15 protein-coding genes and 1 pseudogene are annotated in these 16,756 nt (G+C 66.5%); 8 read left to right on the forward strand and 8 right to left on the reverse strand.

The window, feature by feature from the left end; translation table 11 throughout:
• Positions 1-38: 38 nt before the first annotated feature.
• The 3 genes from LXE91_RS02260 (at position 39) to LXE91_RS02270 (ending at position 2,771) form a co-directional block, all read left to right on the forward strand.
• Entirely contained in the window at positions 39-830 is a 792-nt protein-coding gene (locus LXE91_RS02260) for a WYL domain-containing protein (protein WP_076841648.1), read from the forward strand.
• Positions 831-1,593: 763 nt separating this feature from the next.
• Positions 1,594-2,178: a hypothetical protein gene (locus LXE91_RS02265; protein WP_113976544.1), complete on the forward strand. Its 585-nt coding sequence runs from the start codon at positions 1,594-1,596 to the stop codon at positions 2,176-2,178.
• Positions 2,179-2,342: 164 nt separating this feature from the next.
• Positions 2,343-2,771 carry a hypothetical protein gene (locus LXE91_RS02270; protein WP_124474014.1) on the forward strand — a complete coding sequence of 143 codons (429 nt, stop codon included), beginning with the start codon at positions 2,343-2,345 and terminating at the stop codon, positions 2,769-2,771.
• A gap of 172 nt (positions 2,772-2,943) precedes the next feature.
• Here the strand turns inward: LXE91_RS02270 and LXE91_RS02275 are convergent, their stop codons facing one another.
• Both LXE91_RS02275 and LXE91_RS02280 read right to left on the reverse strand, forming a co-directional pair.
• The gene (locus LXE91_RS02275) at positions 2,944-3,924 is read right to left on the reverse strand and encodes a LysR family transcriptional regulator (protein ID WP_039359942.1); all 981 of its coding nucleotides are present in this window, start codon (positions 3,922-3,924) and stop codon (positions 2,944-2,946) included.
• Positions 3,925-4,104: 180 nt separating this feature from the next.
• Positions 4,105-5,076, reverse strand: coding sequence for a GlxA family transcriptional regulator (locus tag LXE91_RS02280; protein ID WP_039359948.1), 972 nt, complete (start codon positions 5,074-5,076; stop codon positions 4,105-4,107).
• Positions 5,077-5,193: 117 nt separating this feature from the next.
• On the opposite strand from LXE91_RS02280, the gene LXE91_RS02285 reads away from it, so the two are divergent.
• Complete coding sequence (locus tag LXE91_RS02285; protein ID WP_039359952.1) at positions 5,194-5,877, forward strand: DJ-1/PfpI family protein; 684 nt, start codon at positions 5,194-5,196, stop codon at positions 5,875-5,877.
• A 75-nt stretch (positions 5,878-5,952) separates the two neighbouring features.
• Positions 5,953-6,264 (forward strand): cupin domain-containing protein, encoded by a 312-nt coding sequence (locus tag LXE91_RS02290; RefSeq protein ID WP_039359953.1) that lies wholly within the window; start codon positions 5,953-5,955, stop codon positions 6,262-6,264.
• Positions 6,265-6,322: 58 nt separating this feature from the next.
• On the opposite strand, the gene LXE91_RS02295 is transcribed toward LXE91_RS02290, so the two are convergent.
• From LXE91_RS02295 to LXE91_RS02310, 4 genes are all read right to left on the reverse strand, one after another.
• Positions 6,323-6,607, reverse strand: a complete 285-nt coding sequence (locus LXE91_RS02295; protein ID WP_039359956.1) for a PAAR domain-containing protein — start codon at positions 6,605-6,607, stop codon at positions 6,323-6,325.
• Positions 6,608-6,732: 125 nt separating this feature from the next.
• Positions 6,733-7,935: a porin gene (locus LXE91_RS02300; protein WP_039359959.1), complete on the reverse strand. Its 1,203-nt coding sequence runs from the start codon at positions 7,933-7,935 to the stop codon at positions 6,733-6,735.
• Between the two features lie 117 nt (positions 7,936-8,052).
• Positions 8,053-9,537: an amidase gene (locus LXE91_RS02305; protein ID WP_082139445.1), complete on the reverse strand. Its 1,485-nt coding sequence runs from the start codon at positions 9,535-9,537 to the stop codon at positions 8,053-8,055.
• A 51-nt stretch (positions 9,538-9,588) separates the two neighbouring features.
• Positions 9,589-10,905, reverse strand: coding sequence for an MFS transporter (locus LXE91_RS02310; RefSeq protein WP_052760025.1), 1,317 nt, complete (start codon positions 10,903-10,905; stop codon positions 9,589-9,591).
• A gap of 199 nt (positions 10,906-11,104) precedes the next feature.
• On the opposite strand from LXE91_RS02310, the gene LXE91_RS02315 reads away from it, so the two are divergent.
• Entirely contained in the window at positions 11,105-12,022 is a 918-nt protein-coding gene (locus LXE91_RS02315) for a LysR substrate-binding domain-containing protein (RefSeq protein ID WP_039359964.1), read from the forward strand.
• Between the two features lie 28 nt (positions 12,023-12,050).
• Here the strand turns inward: LXE91_RS02315 and LXE91_RS02320 are convergent, their stop codons facing one another.
• Entirely contained in the window at positions 12,051-12,443 is a 393-nt protein-coding gene (locus tag LXE91_RS02320; protein ID WP_039359967.1) for an MAPEG family protein, read from the reverse strand.
• 420 nt (positions 12,444-12,863) lie between these two features.
• Here LXE91_RS02320 and LXE91_RS02325 point away from each other — a divergent pair, with 420 nt between their 5' ends.
• Positions 12,864-15,965 (forward strand): transglycosylase domain-containing protein, encoded by a 3,102-nt coding sequence (locus LXE91_RS02325; RefSeq protein WP_039359970.1) that lies wholly within the window; start codon positions 12,864-12,866, stop codon positions 15,963-15,965.
• A gap of 37 nt (positions 15,966-16,002) precedes the next feature.
• On the opposite strand, the pseudogene LXE91_RS02330 reads toward LXE91_RS02325, so the two are convergent.
• Positions 16,003-16,347: pseudogene (locus tag LXE91_RS02330) on the reverse strand (GFA family protein); the annotation flags it as partial.
• Between the two features lie 155 nt (positions 16,348-16,502).
• On the opposite strand from LXE91_RS02330, the gene LXE91_RS02335 reads away from it, so the two are divergent.
• The gene (locus tag LXE91_RS02335; protein ID WP_039359973.1) at positions 16,503-16,748 is read left to right on the forward strand and encodes a DUF1272 domain-containing protein; all 246 of its coding nucleotides are present in this window, start codon (positions 16,503-16,505) and stop codon (positions 16,746-16,748) included.
• Positions 16,749-16,756 lie beyond the last annotated feature (8 nt).

Below are 16,756 nucleotides of genomic sequence, written 5' to 3' on the forward strand. Positions count from 1 at the left end.
GGACACCGCTAACACCCGCCGAACAACGCCTTGGAGAGATGGAAATCTTGTTGCGTTGGGAAGGCGAGCTCGATAATGCGCGAGTACGAGAAGTCTTCGGCATCCAAGCCGTCCAAGCCAGTCGGCTGCTGTCTGCATTTGTGAGTGAGTTCGGCGATACCGTCACGCGGGCGTCACCGCACGCACCAATCACCGGTACTGACGCGTTCAAGCCTAGATTGGCTGGACGCGCGCCGGACGAATATCTCCAACTCATCCAGAAAGCCGGTTCTCCAGGCGTTAGCGCGGAGGTCGAGGACTTGCGACTCGACCTCGCCCCTATATCTCCTGCGGTATTCTCCTTGGCCATCCAAGCGTGCCGTCGGCACATCGGACTTCGCATCCTGTATCGGTCGCTCTCTCAGCCCGAGGGACACATCAGACTGGTATTTCCGCACAGCCTAGTTCGTGCCGCCCGTCGTTGGCATATTCGTGCTTGGTGTACGGAGCGCTCCGACTTTCGAGATTTTGTTTTTGGCCGCATCGGTAGTGCTTCGCTAGATTCGCAGCCCTCCCCGGTGCACGCACAATCAGACGCTGCCTGGAACGAATTCCTTGACCTTGTTGTAGTCTCGCATCCCGCGTTGCCGGAACCGCAAGCACGGCTTCTGCGGGACGAATACTTCGGCGGCGAGCTAAGTCGAACGCTTCATGTGAGGCGGTGCCTCGCAGGTTACACAGTCCAAGACCTTCGCATCGCGGTCGATGCAGAAAGGCAACTGCCGCCAGCGTTTCAGCTCGCCTTGGCAAGTTCTCAAGAACTATGTAGTGATTTCCTCTTAGGCGAGTAGTCACCCGTCGTCGCCTCGGCGTTCGCGTTGGAATTCGCAAGGGCGGGCAGCCGGTCCGAAAACTGCTTTCGGCCTAGCCGCTGCTACCCTAAACTGCTATCCTGAAAACGTGTAGCAGCCGCGAAGCTGTGCAGGAGCAGGCTTGCGCAACACCTGCCCCGAATCCCTGATTCGCCACCAAATGCGAAAGCCCGGTAGATCTCTGATCTACCGGGCTTTTTCAGTTTGGGCCCCTGCACAAGCTAGACCTCTTTCTTTGCTCCGCAAACAAGGGAGTGCTCCGCAATTTCCGAGCCCTCCCCAACCACAGGGACAGAGGCGCGCCTTCGAGCACCCCTGCCAATTAACCGGCGTCCGCCCCTTCTTGCTCCGGCTTAAGTGGTCGACCGAGCAGACCATGCAGTCTCTCGCCACCCCAAGAGCTCGCCAACAATTCACCGATCGCCTCCGACAACGACTCACGGTCGTGGCAACGCACGTCTCGACTGTTATAGCTCAGGACACACGGATACCCCTCATGGGGCCGCTCCCACTTCGCCAACTTCACCCACTCCGCGTCGACAGCTTAACTCCCGATGCGAAGATCTACCGTGATCCTCGCCACGCGACACATTTTTCTAATACACAACCTTAAGAATGTCTGCCAGCTGCCGTTATCACGACATACTGCGTCGATAGCCGATCGGTCCGACTCTGGCCACGGTCTTTGCCGCCGATGGTCCCTGGCGGTCTGCGCAGCAAGTAACGTTGCCTGCAAGACGCCATGTCAAAAATGAAACCTGTAGCCCTCCTCGCGAGCGTTTTTATTGCGGCGACATCTGGTTGCGCATCGCGGCCGCCCATTTCATTCGAGCCGCCAGCGCCGACCCAATGCTGCTCCACTTTCCACAGCTTTCACTTCGGCGACCTTGGGCCCGACGGGGCCGACAGCGTGTCAATCCAGGTCGGACAAAGCCCCACTTTCGACTTTCCTGAAGGGCGATCTACCTTCGTAGCCTACAAAGTTCCGGCAACGCATCCCGAAGTGGTGGAAGTAAGAACGTATATCGCTGCTTGGGGAGCAATGCTGCTTCCCCATGTGACCATATTCAAACCGCGCCTGATGTTCCTCGACGACAACCTGCACATCACGGAAACAGATCGTCTCGAACCACTGAAGCGCCGCTCTAGGTCTCTCGCCACCCCTTACTTTTTCGCAAGAGCGCAGATTCCGGCAAACGCGAAGTACATGGTCGTCTATGCCGCATCGTCGGCAAATAGCGAGCGGCTGATTGCCTATTCACAAAACGGCTCGATGTACGCCATACCGAACGCCTACGAAGGCAAAATCTCAATTACTTTCCCATGAACAAGTCAGTACGTATATTCGCAAGCGCCCGAGCAATCGCCTTGTGTGTGATTTCTGCTTGGCTCCTCTCTGCTTGCGTCTCGCCTCTACTCACGACCGATATCAAGCTTGGACCAAACGACACGACCGCAAAGGTACGATTCCGGTTCGTCGGTAACGGTTGGTTGAATATCCTCGAACACGGAAGTGCCGCTTGCTATGCTGAAGCAGACCCGGCCATTCGGTCGCTCGCCTCCATCACCTATCAGGCGCGCTCCCTGAATGCAACAACTTGGCTCTTTAGTCAGCCAAGGCTTGGTATGCCGAACGACCTGGAGGATGTGTCGCAACTCACATACGCTGAAGTCGTCGTCAAGGCCGGCATCCCCCTCGTTTTTTCAGCACATTGGAGCATTGGGGATCGCTATCGGTACTACAAGGCTTGGCGATTCCTTAGCTTCACTCCGGCAGCTGGAGCGGACTACGAGGTTGTCGTCACGGACGACGTCAAGATACCGATGGGCGTAACTATCGCCCGACTGCAGGTTGAAGATGGGAAGGTCGTGCGAAGTCCTGTAGAGGCAACCTCGCTGCGCATCTGCGGGACCACCTGACTAGTCGATCTTCAGGAGCGAGGCAACTCGGTCTGGTCAATCGACGCGTACATCCCTGATTCGCCACCAAATGCAAAAAGCCGCTGTTTCGAAAGAAACAGCGGCTTTTTGATTGCTTCATCCCCCGCGCGCGATGTCGCGCGTTGCCTGTCCTTCAGCCCTTGCGCCGCGACTACGCCACCACCGCTCCGCGCTGCGCATCCGGCGCCTTCGCCTGCACCCCCACCCGACCCCGCCAGTTCTCCCCGCCCTCCAGCGACGGCGTCGACTCGAACACCTCCGCGATCCAGTCGGCAAACACGCGCACCTTCTGCGACAGATGCCGGTTGTGCGGATACACGATCGAAATCGGCTTCGGCTTCGGATTGCAGTCCGGCAGCACCTCGACCAGCGAGCCGTCGAGCAGGTGCGGCAGCACCATGAACAACGTCGGCTGGATCATCCCGAACCCTTCGAGCCCACACGTCACGTAGGCATCCGAATCGTTGACCGTGACGCTCCCGTTCATCCGCACCTCGAACGGCTTGCCATCGATCATGAACACCCACGGAATCGCCCGCGCACCGTGGCTCGATCGAAAATTCACCGCGTGGTGTTCGGCGAGATCGGCAATCTCGTGCGGCTCGCCGTGACGCGCGAGGTAATCGGGCGACGCGCAAGTCACGCGCTTGAGCATCCCGATGCGCCGCGCGACCATCGACGAATCCTCCAGCGGCCCGACCCGGATCATGCAGTCGATGCCCTCCTCGACCGGATCGACGTAGCGGTCGGAGAGCCCCAGTTCGAGCGTGATGTCCGGGTAGCGCTGCCGGAAAATCGACAGCGAAGGCAGCACGATGCGCCGCCCGAGCGAACTCGGCATGTGGACGCGCAACACGCCGCTCGGCTTGCGGTTGCCGGTCTGGAAACTCGCGTCGGCCTCCGCGATCTCCGAGATGATCTTCATGCAATGCTCGTAGTACGCCGCACCTTCCGGCGTCAGCGACAGCCTGCGCGTCGTACGGTGCATCAGGCGCACGCCGAGCAGCGCCTCGAGGTTCTGGATGATGGTCGTCACCGACGCGCGCGGCATCGCGAGCGTGTCGGCGGCGCGCGTAAAGCTGTTCGCGTCGACCACGCGGGTAAAAACTTCCATTGCCTGGATTCGGTCCATGCTGCTCCCCCTTCGAATCGCCAACGGGACAGAATAGTGCGCGCGACCGGCGCGGCACAAGCCCCCACCTATTGTTCTCCGATCCTGAATAGTTTCGGCATTGCGGACGGGAAAGCGATGGATTTCCGCTCAGTCAAAACGGCAATCGTTCCGGCCCCGGTCATGGCCGCACGCGGTGCGTTACCGCACGAATCGTTCGCGATACCCCTGCGGCGACACGCCCAGCACGCGCACGAAGCAGCGCCGCAGCGTCTCCTCCGAGCCGAAGCCGCAGCGCGCGGCGATCCGCTTGACGGGCCATGCCGTTTCGCCGAGCAGGCGCTGCGCGGCCTCGACGCGGATCTGCTCGACCGCGCGCGCGGGCGTGCGGCCGGTTTCGGCGCGGTAGTGGCGCACGAAGCTGCGCTCGCTCATGCGCACACGCTCGGCCAGCGCCGGCACCGACAGGTCGGCCGCCAGGTGCTCGGCCATCCACGCATGCAGTTCGCCGAATCGATCGTCGGTGCGCTGCATCGACAGCATCGTGCTGAACTGCGCCTGTCCGCCCGGACGCTTCAGGAACACGACGAGCTCGCGCGCGACGTCGAGGGCGGTCGCCCGCCCGAGATCCTCCTCGACCAGCGCGAGCGCGAGATCGATGCCGGCCGTCACGCCGGCCGAGGTCCACAATACGCCTTCACGGATGAAGATCGGATCGGATTCGACGCGCACGTTCGGATAGCGCGCCGCGAATTCGTCGCAGCGCGCCCAGTGCGTGACCGCACGCCGCCCGTCGAGCAGGCCGGCCTCGGCAAGCAGGAACGCGCCGGTGCAGACCGATGCCACGCGCCGTGTGCGTGCCGCCTGCTGCCGCACCCAGCGCACCAGCCGCGCATCCTTCGACGCCGCGTGCACGCCCTTGCCGCCGGCGACGATCAGCGTGTCGGGATGGCGCGCGGCCGAGCGCAGCGATTCCGCCATCACGACCAGGCCCGACGACGTCTCGACGGGGCCCGCCTCGGCCGCGATGACGCGCGGCGCATAGGGCGCAGGCTGGCCGCGCTCCAGCGCGAGTTCGTTGACGGACGCAAACACCTGCAGCGGCCCCGACACGTCGAGCAACTGGGCACGAGGGAACGCGAGGACCAGGATCGAACGCGGGGCGGCGGGCATGGCGATTGGCTGAAAACGTGGGTGATATGGCAATTTCGCCAAACACTACGCGCCTAGAATCGATCTGTCCATCCCGTGCCGGCAACGGTACGTTCCCCTTCCAAGCGGAGTCCTCGCATGTCCCTGCATATCGGCTTTCTCGTGTTTCCGGGCGTCCAGCAACTCGATCTCACCGGCCCGCACGACGTGCTCGCGTCGCTGCCCGACGCAACCGTCCATCTGGCCTGGAAGTCGCGCGACACCGTCGCGTCGAGCAGCGGGCTCGCGCTCGCGCCGACCTGCACGTTCGACGACTGCCCGCCGCTCGACGTGATCTGCATTCCGGGCGGGATCGGGATCAACGCGCTGCTGCTCGATGCGGAAACGATCGCGTTCGTGCAGCAGCGCGCGGCCGCGGCGCGCTACGTGACGTCGGTCTGCACGGGTGCGCTGCTGCTGGGCGTGGCCGGCCTGCTGCGCGGGCGGCGCGCGACGACGCACTGGGCGTTCCACTCGCTGCTCGAACCGCTCGGCGCGGTGCCGGTGCGCGAGCGCGTGGTGCGCGACGGCAACCTGATCACGGGCGGCGGCGTCACGGCCGGCATCGACTTCGCACTGACGATCGCCGCGGAACTGGCCGGCGAAGAAGAAGCGCAGGCGATCCAGCTGCAACTCGAATACGCGCCCGCGCCGCCGTTCGACGCCGGTTCGCCCGATACCGCGCCGGCAGCGGTCGTGAAGCGCGTCACCGAACGTTCGGCGGCCGGCTTCGCGACGCGCAAGGCGACGATCGAACAGGCGCTGCGCGCGACGTCGCACTGACCGCGGACGCCGGGATACTCACTTGAGGACTCGAAGACAGGAAGACGACGCGCATCCGCGCCGGAGAACCCATCGATGAACATCATCCGCAGCGCCACGTTCACCGCGGACCGCGCGTGGGGCGCGCTCGACATCGCGAACCTGAACGGCATCACGATCCGCCTGCACTGGACCGACCAGCCGTATCGGTGGCACGTGAACGACGGCGAGGAAGTGTTCGCAGTGCTCGACGGTCGCGTCGAGATGCGCTATCGCGAAGCAGGCGTCGAGCGCGCGACGGTGCTTGAAACGGGTGACGTGTTCCACGCATCGGCCGGCACCGAGCACGTCGCGCATCCGCTCGGGGAAGCACGCATCCTCGTGATCGAAACCGAAGGCAGCGCCTGACGGCCGGCGGCCGGGTGTCGATGCCGCGCGGATGGCAGCCGCCTCCGCGCGGCGGGGTTCATCCGGTGATCGTCCCGGTGGCCTGCGACGCGATCAGCTTCGGCTGCGGCGTGCACAGGCACTGGCACAGGTCGTGTTCGAGCGCGACGACCTTGCCCATCACGGTCATCGTCCGCTCGCCGCCGTCGGACACGATCACGCCCGGCGACTTGCAGGCGGCGCAGAACACCGCTGCGCCGAGATACGCGAGTTCGCGTCCGTCGAACGACGAATTGGCGATCCCTTCGAGCACGACGCCGCCGTGGTCGGTCGTGTCGCCCTTCAGAATGAATTTGCGGCTCATGTTGTCGGTTCTTCCCTCGGAGATGCCGCGCAACGCGGCAGCATGGCCCCGCACGGGCAATCGGAATCCGCCCGTCGGTCGCGGGCGTTCCGCGAGCATATCACCGCTCGTCGCGGCCGCCTCCGTCAGAACTTGTGCCGCAGCCCCACGCGCGCCTGGAACTGCCGGTCGTTCGCCGATGCGCCGGGCCCGTTGATCGCGGCGACCGCCGGGCGTCCGGTCGAGTCGGTACCCGACGCACGCTGGTAGACGGCGCTCAGGTACACGTCGGTGCGCTTCGACAGGAAGTAGTCGAGCCCCGCCGCGACCTGATGGTACGTCGCACCGTCGCGGCCGTTCACACCGCCGCCGCGCGTGTAGTCGTACGCGACGCCGCCGAACAGGTAGGGCGTGAACGTGTAGCGCAAGCTGGCCTCGACGTTGTTGAACACCGCATTGCCGGACACACCGCCGGGATTCGGCCCGGACGACAGGTCGCCGAGCCGGCGGAACGACGTGTTCGTATACATCGCGCCGAGCGTGACCGCGCCGATCGCGTAGGTGCCGCCCGCCGCCGCGACCTGCAGCGTATGCGCAGATGCATAGCCTGAATACACCGGCGACAGCATGTTGTTGCCCGGCACGCCGCCCGTGACCGGTGCCGGGCTGCCCGTCGTGCCGAAGAACGACACGTTCGGGTTGCGCGCGTTCAGGTAGCCGGCCGCGACCGTGAGCGGCCCGCGCGTGTAGCCGGCCGTCGTCGACCACACCTGGTTGCGCGTCGCCGCGCCCGCGATGCCGCCCAAGCCGATCATCGCCGCGAAGCGGAACCCGCCGTAGTCGTTGCTCGTGAACTTGATCGCATTGTTGGTCGAGTTCGCGTTGTTCACGTTGTCGAGGTCGCCGGGGTGCGCAACCATGTAGCCGCCGAACAGCGCGGCTGCCTCGAGCGGCCCGAGGAAGTCGACGTTGGTGTCGTACTGGCGCCCGAGCGTGACGGTGCCGAACGGCCCGGACAGTCCGACGAACGCCTTCTTGCCGAAGATCAGCCCACCCTGCCCGAGCTTGCCCGTGCTCGGGTCGAAGCCGTTCTCCAGCGTGAAGACGGCCGTCATCCCGCCGCCGAGATCCTCGACGCCGCGCAGCCCCCAGCGGCTCGCCTGCTGCACGCCGCCCAGCATCCGCCACGCTGGCTTGCCGCTCACCGTGCCGTTCGGGCCGGCAACCGCGAGGTTGCTCGTGTAGGTCAGCCCCTCGTCGATAATGCCGTACAGCGTCACGCTGCTCTGTGCGTGCGCCGCACCCGCGATCAGCGCGACGCCCGCGCCTGCCAACAGCCGTTGTCTCATCGGAAGGTCTCCATTGCGCGGGTCGAATGGCAAAACGCAGGCGTGCGCGTGCCCCGCAGGCGCGCGGCCTGCTCCGGTGCGAACCGGAACCGGTCGGATGTAAGGCGGGAAAGGCGGTCAGCGCATCGCGTCGGCGACGACGGCCGGCGGCACCCAGCGGCGGCCGGCCGCGACTTCGTATGCGTGGCCGAACTGCAGCACGCCCCAGTCGTCGCGGTAGCGGCCGACGATCTGCATGCCGATCGGCAGGCCGGCTGCACCGAAGCCGCACGGCACCGACAGGATCGGCGCCTCGGTCGACGACAGGTACCAGCACACGCGCATCCAGTCGATGTACGAGGTGCTGGCGGCACCCGGCACGTGCGCAGGCGAGCGCAGGTCGACGTCGAACGGCATCACCTGCGTGGTCGGCAGCACATAGAACGCGTAGCGCTGCATGAACGCGCGCATCCGCTCGAACAGGCGCGTCTTGCGCACGAACATGCGGCCGAGATCGGCGGCCGTCAGCGAGCGATGCAGCCGGTATTCGTCGTGAATCTCGGGCTTCAGCACCGCGCGCTGCGCGTCGTCCAGCCCGTCGACCAGCGTGCCGATCATCCACGCACGTTCGATGCGGAACACGTCCTCGGCGTCCGACAGATCGGGATCGTCGAATTCGACTTCGCAGCCGAGCGCCGCGAACACGCGCGCCTGCGCGTCCACCGCACGCGCGATCTCCGGATCGATCGGCACGCCGGGCAGGCCGCGCGACATCGCGATGCGCGTGCCGCGGAAGTCGCGTTCGAGCGGCTGCGCGAAGCGTGCGCCCGGTTCGGCGAGTTCGGTCGCGGTCTCGCCGCTCGGCCCGGCGATCGCGGACAACAGCAGCGCAGTGTCGGCCACGTCGCGCGCCATCGGCCCGTCGACACCGAGTGTCGTCCAGCCATTCAGGTCCGGTGCGCGCGGCACGCGGCCGGGCGACGGCCGCAATCCGACGACGTTGTTCCATGCGGCCGGATTGCGCAGCGAGCCGCCCATGTCGCTGCCGCACGCAAGCGGGTTCATCCCGCACGCGAGCGCAGCGGCCGCACCGCCGCTGCTGCCGCCCGCGGAGCGAGTCAGGTCCCACGGGTTGCGCGTCGCGCCGAACACGTCGTTGAACGTATGCGAACCGGCGCCGAACTCGGGCGTGTTCGACTTGCCGATCATCAGCGCACCGGCGCTCGCGCAACGGCGCACGACGAGCGCGTCGTGCTGCGGCACGTGATCGGCGAACGAACGCGAGCCGTACATGGTGCGCACGCCGCGTGTCGCGGTGAGATCCTTCTGCGACACCGGCAGCCCGTGCAACGGCCCCTGCCATTCACCGCGCATCCAGCGTGCATCGATGTCGCGCGCACGGGCGCGCAGCAGGTCGGGATCGACGACGGTCACGAGCGCGTTCACGCGCGGGTTGACCGTCGCGATCCGAGCGAGATGCGCGTCGAGCAGGTCGCATGCACCGATCGCCCGCTTCTTCAGCAGGTCAAGCATCGTGCAGGCGGACAAGTCGCACAGGTCGCCGGCCATCACGTCGACGGACTGGGACGAAAACGAACGCGAAAGCGAAGCGGTGGCAGTCATACGGTTCCGGAAGCAAGCAGAAAGGGAGGACGCGGTATCGGGCGCAGTCGGTCACGCATCGCGATCGCTGCGATCCGACGCGAACGCAAGCGCGACGAGCGACAGCACGCCGCAGACGATCACGTACCACGCGGGCGCGGCCGGATTGCCGGTCGCGCCGATCATCCACGTGACGATGAACTGCGCGAAACCGCCGAAGATCGACACGCCGCCCGCATACGCGATCGACAGCGCAGTCGCACGCGTGCTCTTCGGAAACAGCTCGGCGAGGATCACACCGTTCGCGCCGGCGTTGATCGAGTGCAGCGCGGCGAGCAGCATCACGACCGCATACATCGTCGCGATCGATGGCACCGCGCGCATCAGCCAGAAGCCCGGCAGGATCAGCACGGTCAGCGCAATGCGCGACCACAGCGCGACACGCTTGCTGCCGGTGCGGTCCGACAGACGCCCGCCGATCGGCGCGGCGACGAACATCACGGCGCCGGACAGGATCCCGCACCACAGCGCGGTATCCATCGGCAGGTGCAGCACCTTGACCGCATACGTCGACATGTAATACAGCACGATGAAGTGCGCGGCCGTGCCGCCGATCACGAGGCCGAGCGCGGTCAGCACGGCCGCGCCGTCGCGCCGCAGCACGGTGCCGAGTACGGCCGACGAACGCCGCGCGGCCGCGGCCGGCGCGTGCTGTTCGATCCCGTTGAAGCGCGCGCGCAGGTAAAGGCCGACCGGCGCGATCAGCACACCGAGCAGGAACGGTACGCGCCAGCCCCACGATTCGAGCGAGGCCGCGTCGAGGAAATGCGACAGCAGGAAGCCCACGAACGAACCGGCGAGTGCCGCGGCGCCCTGGCTCGCGAATTGCCAGCTCGTGTAGTAGCCGCGCTCGCCGGCCGGCGCGCGCTCGGCGAGCAGCGACGTCGATACGCCCACCTCGCCGCCGGCCGAAAAGCCCTGCAGCAGCCGCGCGACGACCACCAGCACGGGGGCCATCATGCCGATCTGCGCATAGGTCGGCATCACGCCGATCATTCCGGTGCCGATCGCCATCGTGACGAGCGTGAGGTTCATCGCGGGCACGCGGCCGAAGCGGTCGGCTACGAGCCCGATCACGACGCCGCCGACCGGCCGCGCGATGAAACCGACACCGAAGGTCGCGACCGACATCAGCAACTGCTGCTGCGCGGATACCGCCGGAAAGAACAGTTTGCCGAGCAGCACCGCGAAGAAGCTGAACACGGTGAGATCGAAGAATTCAAGACCGTTGCCGATCGTGATCGCGACAATCAACTGACGATTGGACGGGGATGCGGCAACGTTGCCGACATGCCCGCAGACCATGCTGTCCGCTCGGGGCGCCTTCATGAAGGTGTGTCTCCGTACTGGTTGTGCGTGTCGTGTGCGCGGCCCGTTCGACGGCCTGCGCATGCAGTCTAGGCATTCAAAAACTGCAGCCCGGAGCGACATTTTTCGATCGTGATAACGCATGGTTATCGCGCGCTTTGAATGCGGCGGCGCGGTGTAGGATGGGAATGTCGCCACTGCCGCCGCGCCCCGCCACGCCGTGAAACACCACCAGCTCCGGGCGCTCGCCGCCATCGCCGAACACGGCAGCCTGCGCGCGGCCGCACGCGCGATCCACCTGTCGCAGCCCGCACTGACGAAGGCGATCCGCGAACTCGAACTCGATCTCGGCGTGCCGCTCGTCACCCGCAATGCACGCGGGGCGCAACTCACGCGTTTCGGGCAGGCCGTCCATGCGCGGGCGCGGCTGATCCTCGCGGAGATGCAGCACGCGCGCGACGACGTGATCCAGTTGTCGGGAGGCAAGGAAGGCGCGCTCGCCTGCGCGCTGACGCCGCTGATGTCGCTCGGTTTCCTGCCGGCCGCGCTCGACGCATTCCGGCAGCGGATGCCGACGATCCGCCTCGACGTACGCGAAGGCTTTCTCGACACCGCGCTGCCGCGCCTGCGCGACGGCTCGCTCGACTTCGTGATCGCGATCGTCGACGCGACGCGGCTATCGCCGGAATTCGCGTTCCGGCCGCTGCTTGAATCGGAATTGATCCTGATGACGCGCGCGAGCAATCCGCTGCGTCACTGCACCTCGCTCGCGCAGTTGCAGGACGCGCAATGGGTGCTCAACACGTCGCCGGAAAGCATCGGCCGGCTGCTGCAGGACGTGTTCGTCGCGCACGGCTATCCGGCGCCGCAGCCGATCGTCGAATGCACGTCGTTCAGCGCGGCGTTTTCGCTGTCGGTGCATACCGACACCGTGTCCTGCGTGCCGCAGAGCTTCCTGGAGGTCGACTGGATTCGCGAGCGGATGGTCGCGATCGACATCGAGGAGACGATTCCGGCCGTGTCGGTCGGTGTGCTCACGCGCCGCGATGCGCTGAACACGCTTGCATGCGATTACCTGATCCACTGTTTCGTCGAGGCCGTACGCCGGCACGATCGCGCGACGCTGCTGTGGCGATAGCGGCGCGGCAGGCGAGACGCGGCGCCGCTCAGACGAACAGCGCGATGCACAGCGCGGCGCCGCACAGATACGTGCCGAGCGCGCCGACGAAACGCACGGGATTCGGATTGGCCATCGTCGGCCACGCAAGCAGGCCGATCACGATCAGGCAGCGGCACGCAGTCGCCGCGACGATCAGCGCCAGGATCGCGCGCGATGGCGCGTGTGTGCCGAAATAGAGAAACAGCACCGCGAGAAACGGCGCGTATTCGGCCGTGTTGCCGTGCGCGCGCACGATCTTGTGCAACCCGTTCGCCGGATCGGGCGCGCACCCGGAGCTGGTGGCGCACCGGAAGCGCGCGACGGACACGACGAGCCCGAGCCCGAACAGCAACAGCCCGAGAATGGCCGTGCAAACGAGCGCGACGGGATGGATCGGCATGGGACTCCCGGCAAAAGCGGAAATGCGCCGCATAGCCAATGATCGTACCCGTGACCGACACGCGCGACCATCACGGAAACCCGCAGCATCGCCGTGCGCCGGACACAATTTTACGGTCGGGTTCCGATCCCAATTGCCGCTCCGCCGCACCGCACGGAACCGGTGCATTGCCCGCCTGCCCTGCCGCCCGGGCCTGCCCGCCGACACGACGTGCCACGCAGCCTCTCGGCACGAAACCGGCAGACGTTACGCCGCGACGGCATGCACCACCGCAATGCAACGCAGGTGACAGCGCGTCGCAGGCACGCGCGTTGCGCCGACGCATCTCGGTAGTGAACGCCCTTGGCAGCCCGCTGCGGAGGACTACACTAATCCTTAATGGGGTGCGGCCGGAGCCCGCGCCTTCAGGGAGACGCCGCCATGAATCGGCCGCTGAATCGTATCCTGCCGCGCGTGACCGGTCCCGCATCGGTCTGGACGTGGGTCAAGTGGTCTTTGCTGGCCGCGCTGCTGATCGCCGTGGCGATCGTCGCGCGACTCGTGCAGAGCGAGATCGAAACGTCCCGGCTGCAGGCGCACTACCTGTCCGAGCTCACCCGCGATGTCGGCTACACGGTCGAGACGGGCCCGAGCGATCACATCCGCTTCCCCGCGAACGGCCCATACGACCAGCGCCTCGGCTACTCGATGATTCCGGCGTTTCAGGAGCGGCTGTTCGCGCGCGGCTTCGTCGTCAGCAAGCAGGCGCGCGATTCGCAGCGGATGCTGTCGCTCGGCGATCGCGGGCTGTTCCTCCCGTTCGACGAGAAAGACCAGGCGGGCCTGATGCTGTTCGACTCGACCGGCGCGCCGCTGTTCGCGACCGTGTTCCCGCAGCGCGTCTACGCCGACTTCGACCGGGTGCCGCGCGTGGTGGTCGATTCGCTGCTGTTCATCGAGGATCGCTACCTGCTTGACGCGAACGAACCGAACCGCAACCCGGCGATCGACTGGGGGCGCTTCAGCCGCGCGGTCGCCGACCAGGCGCTGCACGTCGTCAACCGCCATCAGGCGCGCCCGGGCGGCAGCACGCTCGCGACGCAGATCGAGAAGTTCCGCCACTCGCCCGAGGGCCGCACCGCGACACCGCCCGAGAAGCTGCGACAGATCGCGTCGGCGTCGGTGCGCGCGTACCTGAACGGCCCGCAGACGATGCTCGCGCGCCGCACCCTCGTCGTGCGCTACCTGAACTCGGTGCCGCTGGCCGCGCGGCCGCACATCGGCGAAATCACCGGTATCGGCGACGGTCTCGCCGCGTGGTACGGCCGCGACTTCAACGACGTGAACCGGATCCTGTCCGCGCCGACGACCGGCGACAACGTCGACGAACAGGGCAAGACGTTCCGCGAGGTGCTGTCGCTGATCATCGCGCAGCGCGCACCGTCGTACTTCCTCAACCGCGGCTACCCGGCGCTGCAGAAGCTGACCGACAGCTACCTTCGGCTGCTGTCGAACGGCGGCGTGATCTCGCCCGCGCTGCGCGACGCCGCGCTGAACGCGCAGATCGAACGCAGCGCGCCGCCGGCCGCGGCGCACGTGCAGTCGTTCGTGTCGCGCAAGGCCGTGACGTCCGCGCGCGCGTCGCTGCTGTCGGCGCTCGGCATCAGCGACCTGTACCAGCTCGACCAGTTCGACCTGCAGGCGACCAGCACGCTCGACAACGGCGTGCAGCAGGCCGTCGCCGAACGGCTCGCCCAGGCGTCGACGCGCGACGGGGCGCAGAAGGCCGGCCTGTACGGTTTCGAGATGCTCGCGCCGAAGGACGACCCGTCGCACCTCACGTACAGCTTCACGCTGTACGAACACCGCAACGGCGCGAACCTGCTGCGCGTGCAGACCGACAGCGTGAACGAGCCGTTCGACGTGAATCGCGGCGGCCGCATCAACCTCGGCTCGACCGCGAAACTGCGTACGCTGATCACCTACCTGCAGATCGTGTCCGACCTGCATGCGCGCTACGCGAACCTGTCGAACGCGGAACTGGCGCGCGTGAAGCCCGACCCGATCGACGGGCTGTCGCACTGGGCGCTCGACTACCTGTCGCATACGCGCGACCGCTCGCTGCAGGCGATGCTCGACGCGGCCGTCGAACGCAAGTATTCGGCGAGCCCCGACGTGTTCTACACGGGCGGCGGCGCGCAGGTGTTCTCGAACTTCGAGAAGTCGGACAACGGCCGTATCCTGACGCTGCACACGGCGTTCGAGCATTCGGTCAACCTCGTGTTCGTGCGGCTGATGCGCGACATCGTCCACTACGAGACGCTGCAGGCGGCCGGCCCGTCATCGTCATGGCTCGGCGACCCCGAGCAGCGCCGGCATTACCTGCAGCAGTTCGTCGACGGCGAAAGCCAGGTCTACGTGAAGCGCTACTACACGCGCTATGCGGGCAAGGCGCCCGACGACGCGCTCGCGCTGATGCTGAAGGACGTGCGCAAATCGCCGCCGAAGATCGCGACGGTGTTGCGCAGCGTCGCGCCGAACGAATCGCTCGCGTGGTTCGACGCGCAGATGCGCATGCAACTGAAGGGCACGCCGGCCGCAACGCTGTCCGACGACGATCTCGCCAGGCTCTATGCGAAATACGCGATCGACCGCTTCAACCTCAACGATCGCGGCTATATCGCGAGTGTGCATCCGCTCGCGCTGTGGACGCTCAACTACCTGCGCGCGCATCCGGCGGCGTCGCTCGCCGACGTCCAGCGCGACAGCCGCGACGCACGTTTCTACACGTACTCGTGGCTGTACAAGACGCGCTACCACGCGACCCAGGACCGCCGCATCCGCCGCATGGTCGAGCTGCGCGCGTACGCGGAAATCACGAAGTCGTGGCGCGCGCTCGGCTACCCGTTCGCGGAAGTCACGCCGTCGTACGCGGCCGCGATCGGCGCATCGGGCGACCAGCCCGACGCACTCGCGAAGCTGATCGGCCTGATTGCGAACGGTGGCCGGAAGGCGCCGACCGAGACGATCACGCGGCTCGACTTCGCGAAAGGCACGCCGTACGAAACGCACTTCGAGCGCGCGGTCGCCCGGCCGCAGCCGATGCTGTCGCCGGAGATCGTCAACGTGGCGCACACGCTGCTGCGCGACGTCGTGCTCAACGGCACCGCGCGCCGCCTCGCGGGCGGCTTCACGCTGCCCGACGGCAAGACGCTCGACGTGTACGGCAAGACGGGCACGGGCGACCAGCGCTTCAACGTCTATGCGCGCGGCGCGCGGCTGATCGAGTCGCGCAAGGTGAACCGCAGCGGCACGTTCGTGTTCGTGCTCGGCGACCGGTTCTTCGGGGTCCTGACCGCAACGGCGCACGAGCCGTATGCGGCGCGCTACGACTTCACGAGCGCGATGGCCGTGCAGTTGCTGAAGTCGATGGCGCCGGCGCTCGCGCCGCTGATCGAGCGCCCGGCCGGCACGCGCGCCGCAGGCCCCGCCCCGCAGGCGGAAACGCCCGCGCCGGGCGCCGCGATCGCGCAACCGTCCTGACGGCCGCGCGCCGGTTCATGCGCCGGCGCACCGCACAGTGCGAGCGGCCGTCGTAGTGCGTGACCGGCAGTGCATCGATATCGACATCCTCGAGACAGCGCACGTTGATCGCGGCCATCGCGGTGCCGTTCGGGTGGACGCCCTCGCCGAACGTGTGAATCCCGCAGCGCTTGCAGAAGCGGTGCTGGATCACGTGCTTGTTGAACATGTAGGTGGCGAGATGTTCGTCGGGCGTGAAGAGCGTCATGTGGTCGCGCGGCACGAACCACATCAGCGCGCCCTTGCGCCGGCAGATCGAGCAGTTGCACGCCATCACGCCCTGCAGGTCGCCTTCCGCCTCGAACTTCACGTCGCCGCAGTGACAGCTTCCGCGATAAAGCATGTTCGTCTCCCGGTGCGGCCCGTGCGCATCGACGGCGCCCCGGCGGAACACCGTTGGCCGGGCCGATCCAAGCGGGTACAGTAGCGCCCACATGCGCCGCACGCAATGTCCGTGCGGCGCCCGTCCCGCCCCTGTCCAACCCAAGGAAAACCGTCATGCTCGAACTGCGCCCCGGCTGCGAATGCTGCGACAAGGACCTGCCGCCCGATTCGGCCGATGCACGCATCTGTACGTTCGAATGCACGTTCTGCGCGACCTGTGCCGACGACGTGCTGAAGGGCCGCTGCCCGAACTGCGGCGGCGACCTGGTCGCGCGCCCGCGGCGGCCGGCGAGCCTGCTCGCGAAGTACCCGGCGTCCACCGAACGCATCCACAAGCCGGGCGGCTGCGCGAACGCCTGACGGCGCCG

The organism is Burkholderia contaminans (assembly GCF_029633825.1).
Lineage (GTDB): Bacteria > Pseudomonadota > Gammaproteobacteria > Burkholderiales > Burkholderiaceae > Burkholderia > Burkholderia contaminans.

Coding starts and splice junctions, on each gene's coding strand:
- LXE91_RS02260 (WP_076841648.1), top strand. CDS start 39: ATGGAAATCTTGTTGCGTTGGGAAGGCGAGCTCGATAATGCGCGAGTA.
- LXE91_RS02265 (WP_113976544.1), top strand. CDS start 1,594: ATGTCAAAAATGAAACCTGTAGCCCTCCTCGCGAGCGTTTTTATTGCG.
- LXE91_RS02275 (WP_039359942.1), bottom strand. CDS start 3,924: ATGGACCGAATCCAGGCAATGGAAGTTTTTACCCGCGTGGTCGACGCG.
- LXE91_RS02280 (WP_039359948.1), bottom strand. CDS start 5,076: ATGCCCGCCGCCCCGCGTTCGATCCTGGTCCTCGCGTTCCCTCGTGCC.
- LXE91_RS02285 (WP_039359952.1), top strand. CDS start 5,194: ATGTCCCTGCATATCGGCTTTCTCGTGTTTCCGGGCGTCCAGCAACTC.
- LXE91_RS02290 (WP_039359953.1), top strand. CDS start 5,953: ATGAACATCATCCGCAGCGCCACGTTCACCGCGGACCGCGCGTGGGGC.
- LXE91_RS02295 (WP_039359956.1), bottom strand. CDS start 6,607: ATGAGCCGCAAATTCATTCTGAAGGGCGACACGACCGACCACGGCGGC.
- LXE91_RS02300 (WP_039359959.1), bottom strand. CDS start 7,935: ATGAGACAACGGCTGTTGGCAGGCGCGGGCGTCGCGCTGATCGCGGGT.
- LXE91_RS02305 (WP_082139445.1), bottom strand. CDS start 9,537: ATGACTGCCACCGCTTCGCTTTCGCGTTCGTTTTCGTCCCAGTCCGTC.
- LXE91_RS02310 (WP_052760025.1), bottom strand. CDS start 10,905: ATGAAGGCGCCCCGAGCGGACAGCATGGTCTGCGGGCATGTCGGCAAC.
- LXE91_RS02320 (WP_039359967.1), bottom strand. CDS start 12,443: ATGCCGATCCATCCCGTCGCGCTCGTTTGCACGGCCATTCTCGGGCTG.
- LXE91_RS02325 (WP_039359970.1), top strand. CDS start 12,864: ATGAATCGGCCGCTGAATCGTATCCTGCCGCGCGTGACCGGTCCCGCA.
- LXE91_RS02335 (WP_039359973.1), top strand. CDS start 16,503: ATGCTCGAACTGCGCCCCGGCTGCGAATGCTGCGACAAGGACCTGCCG.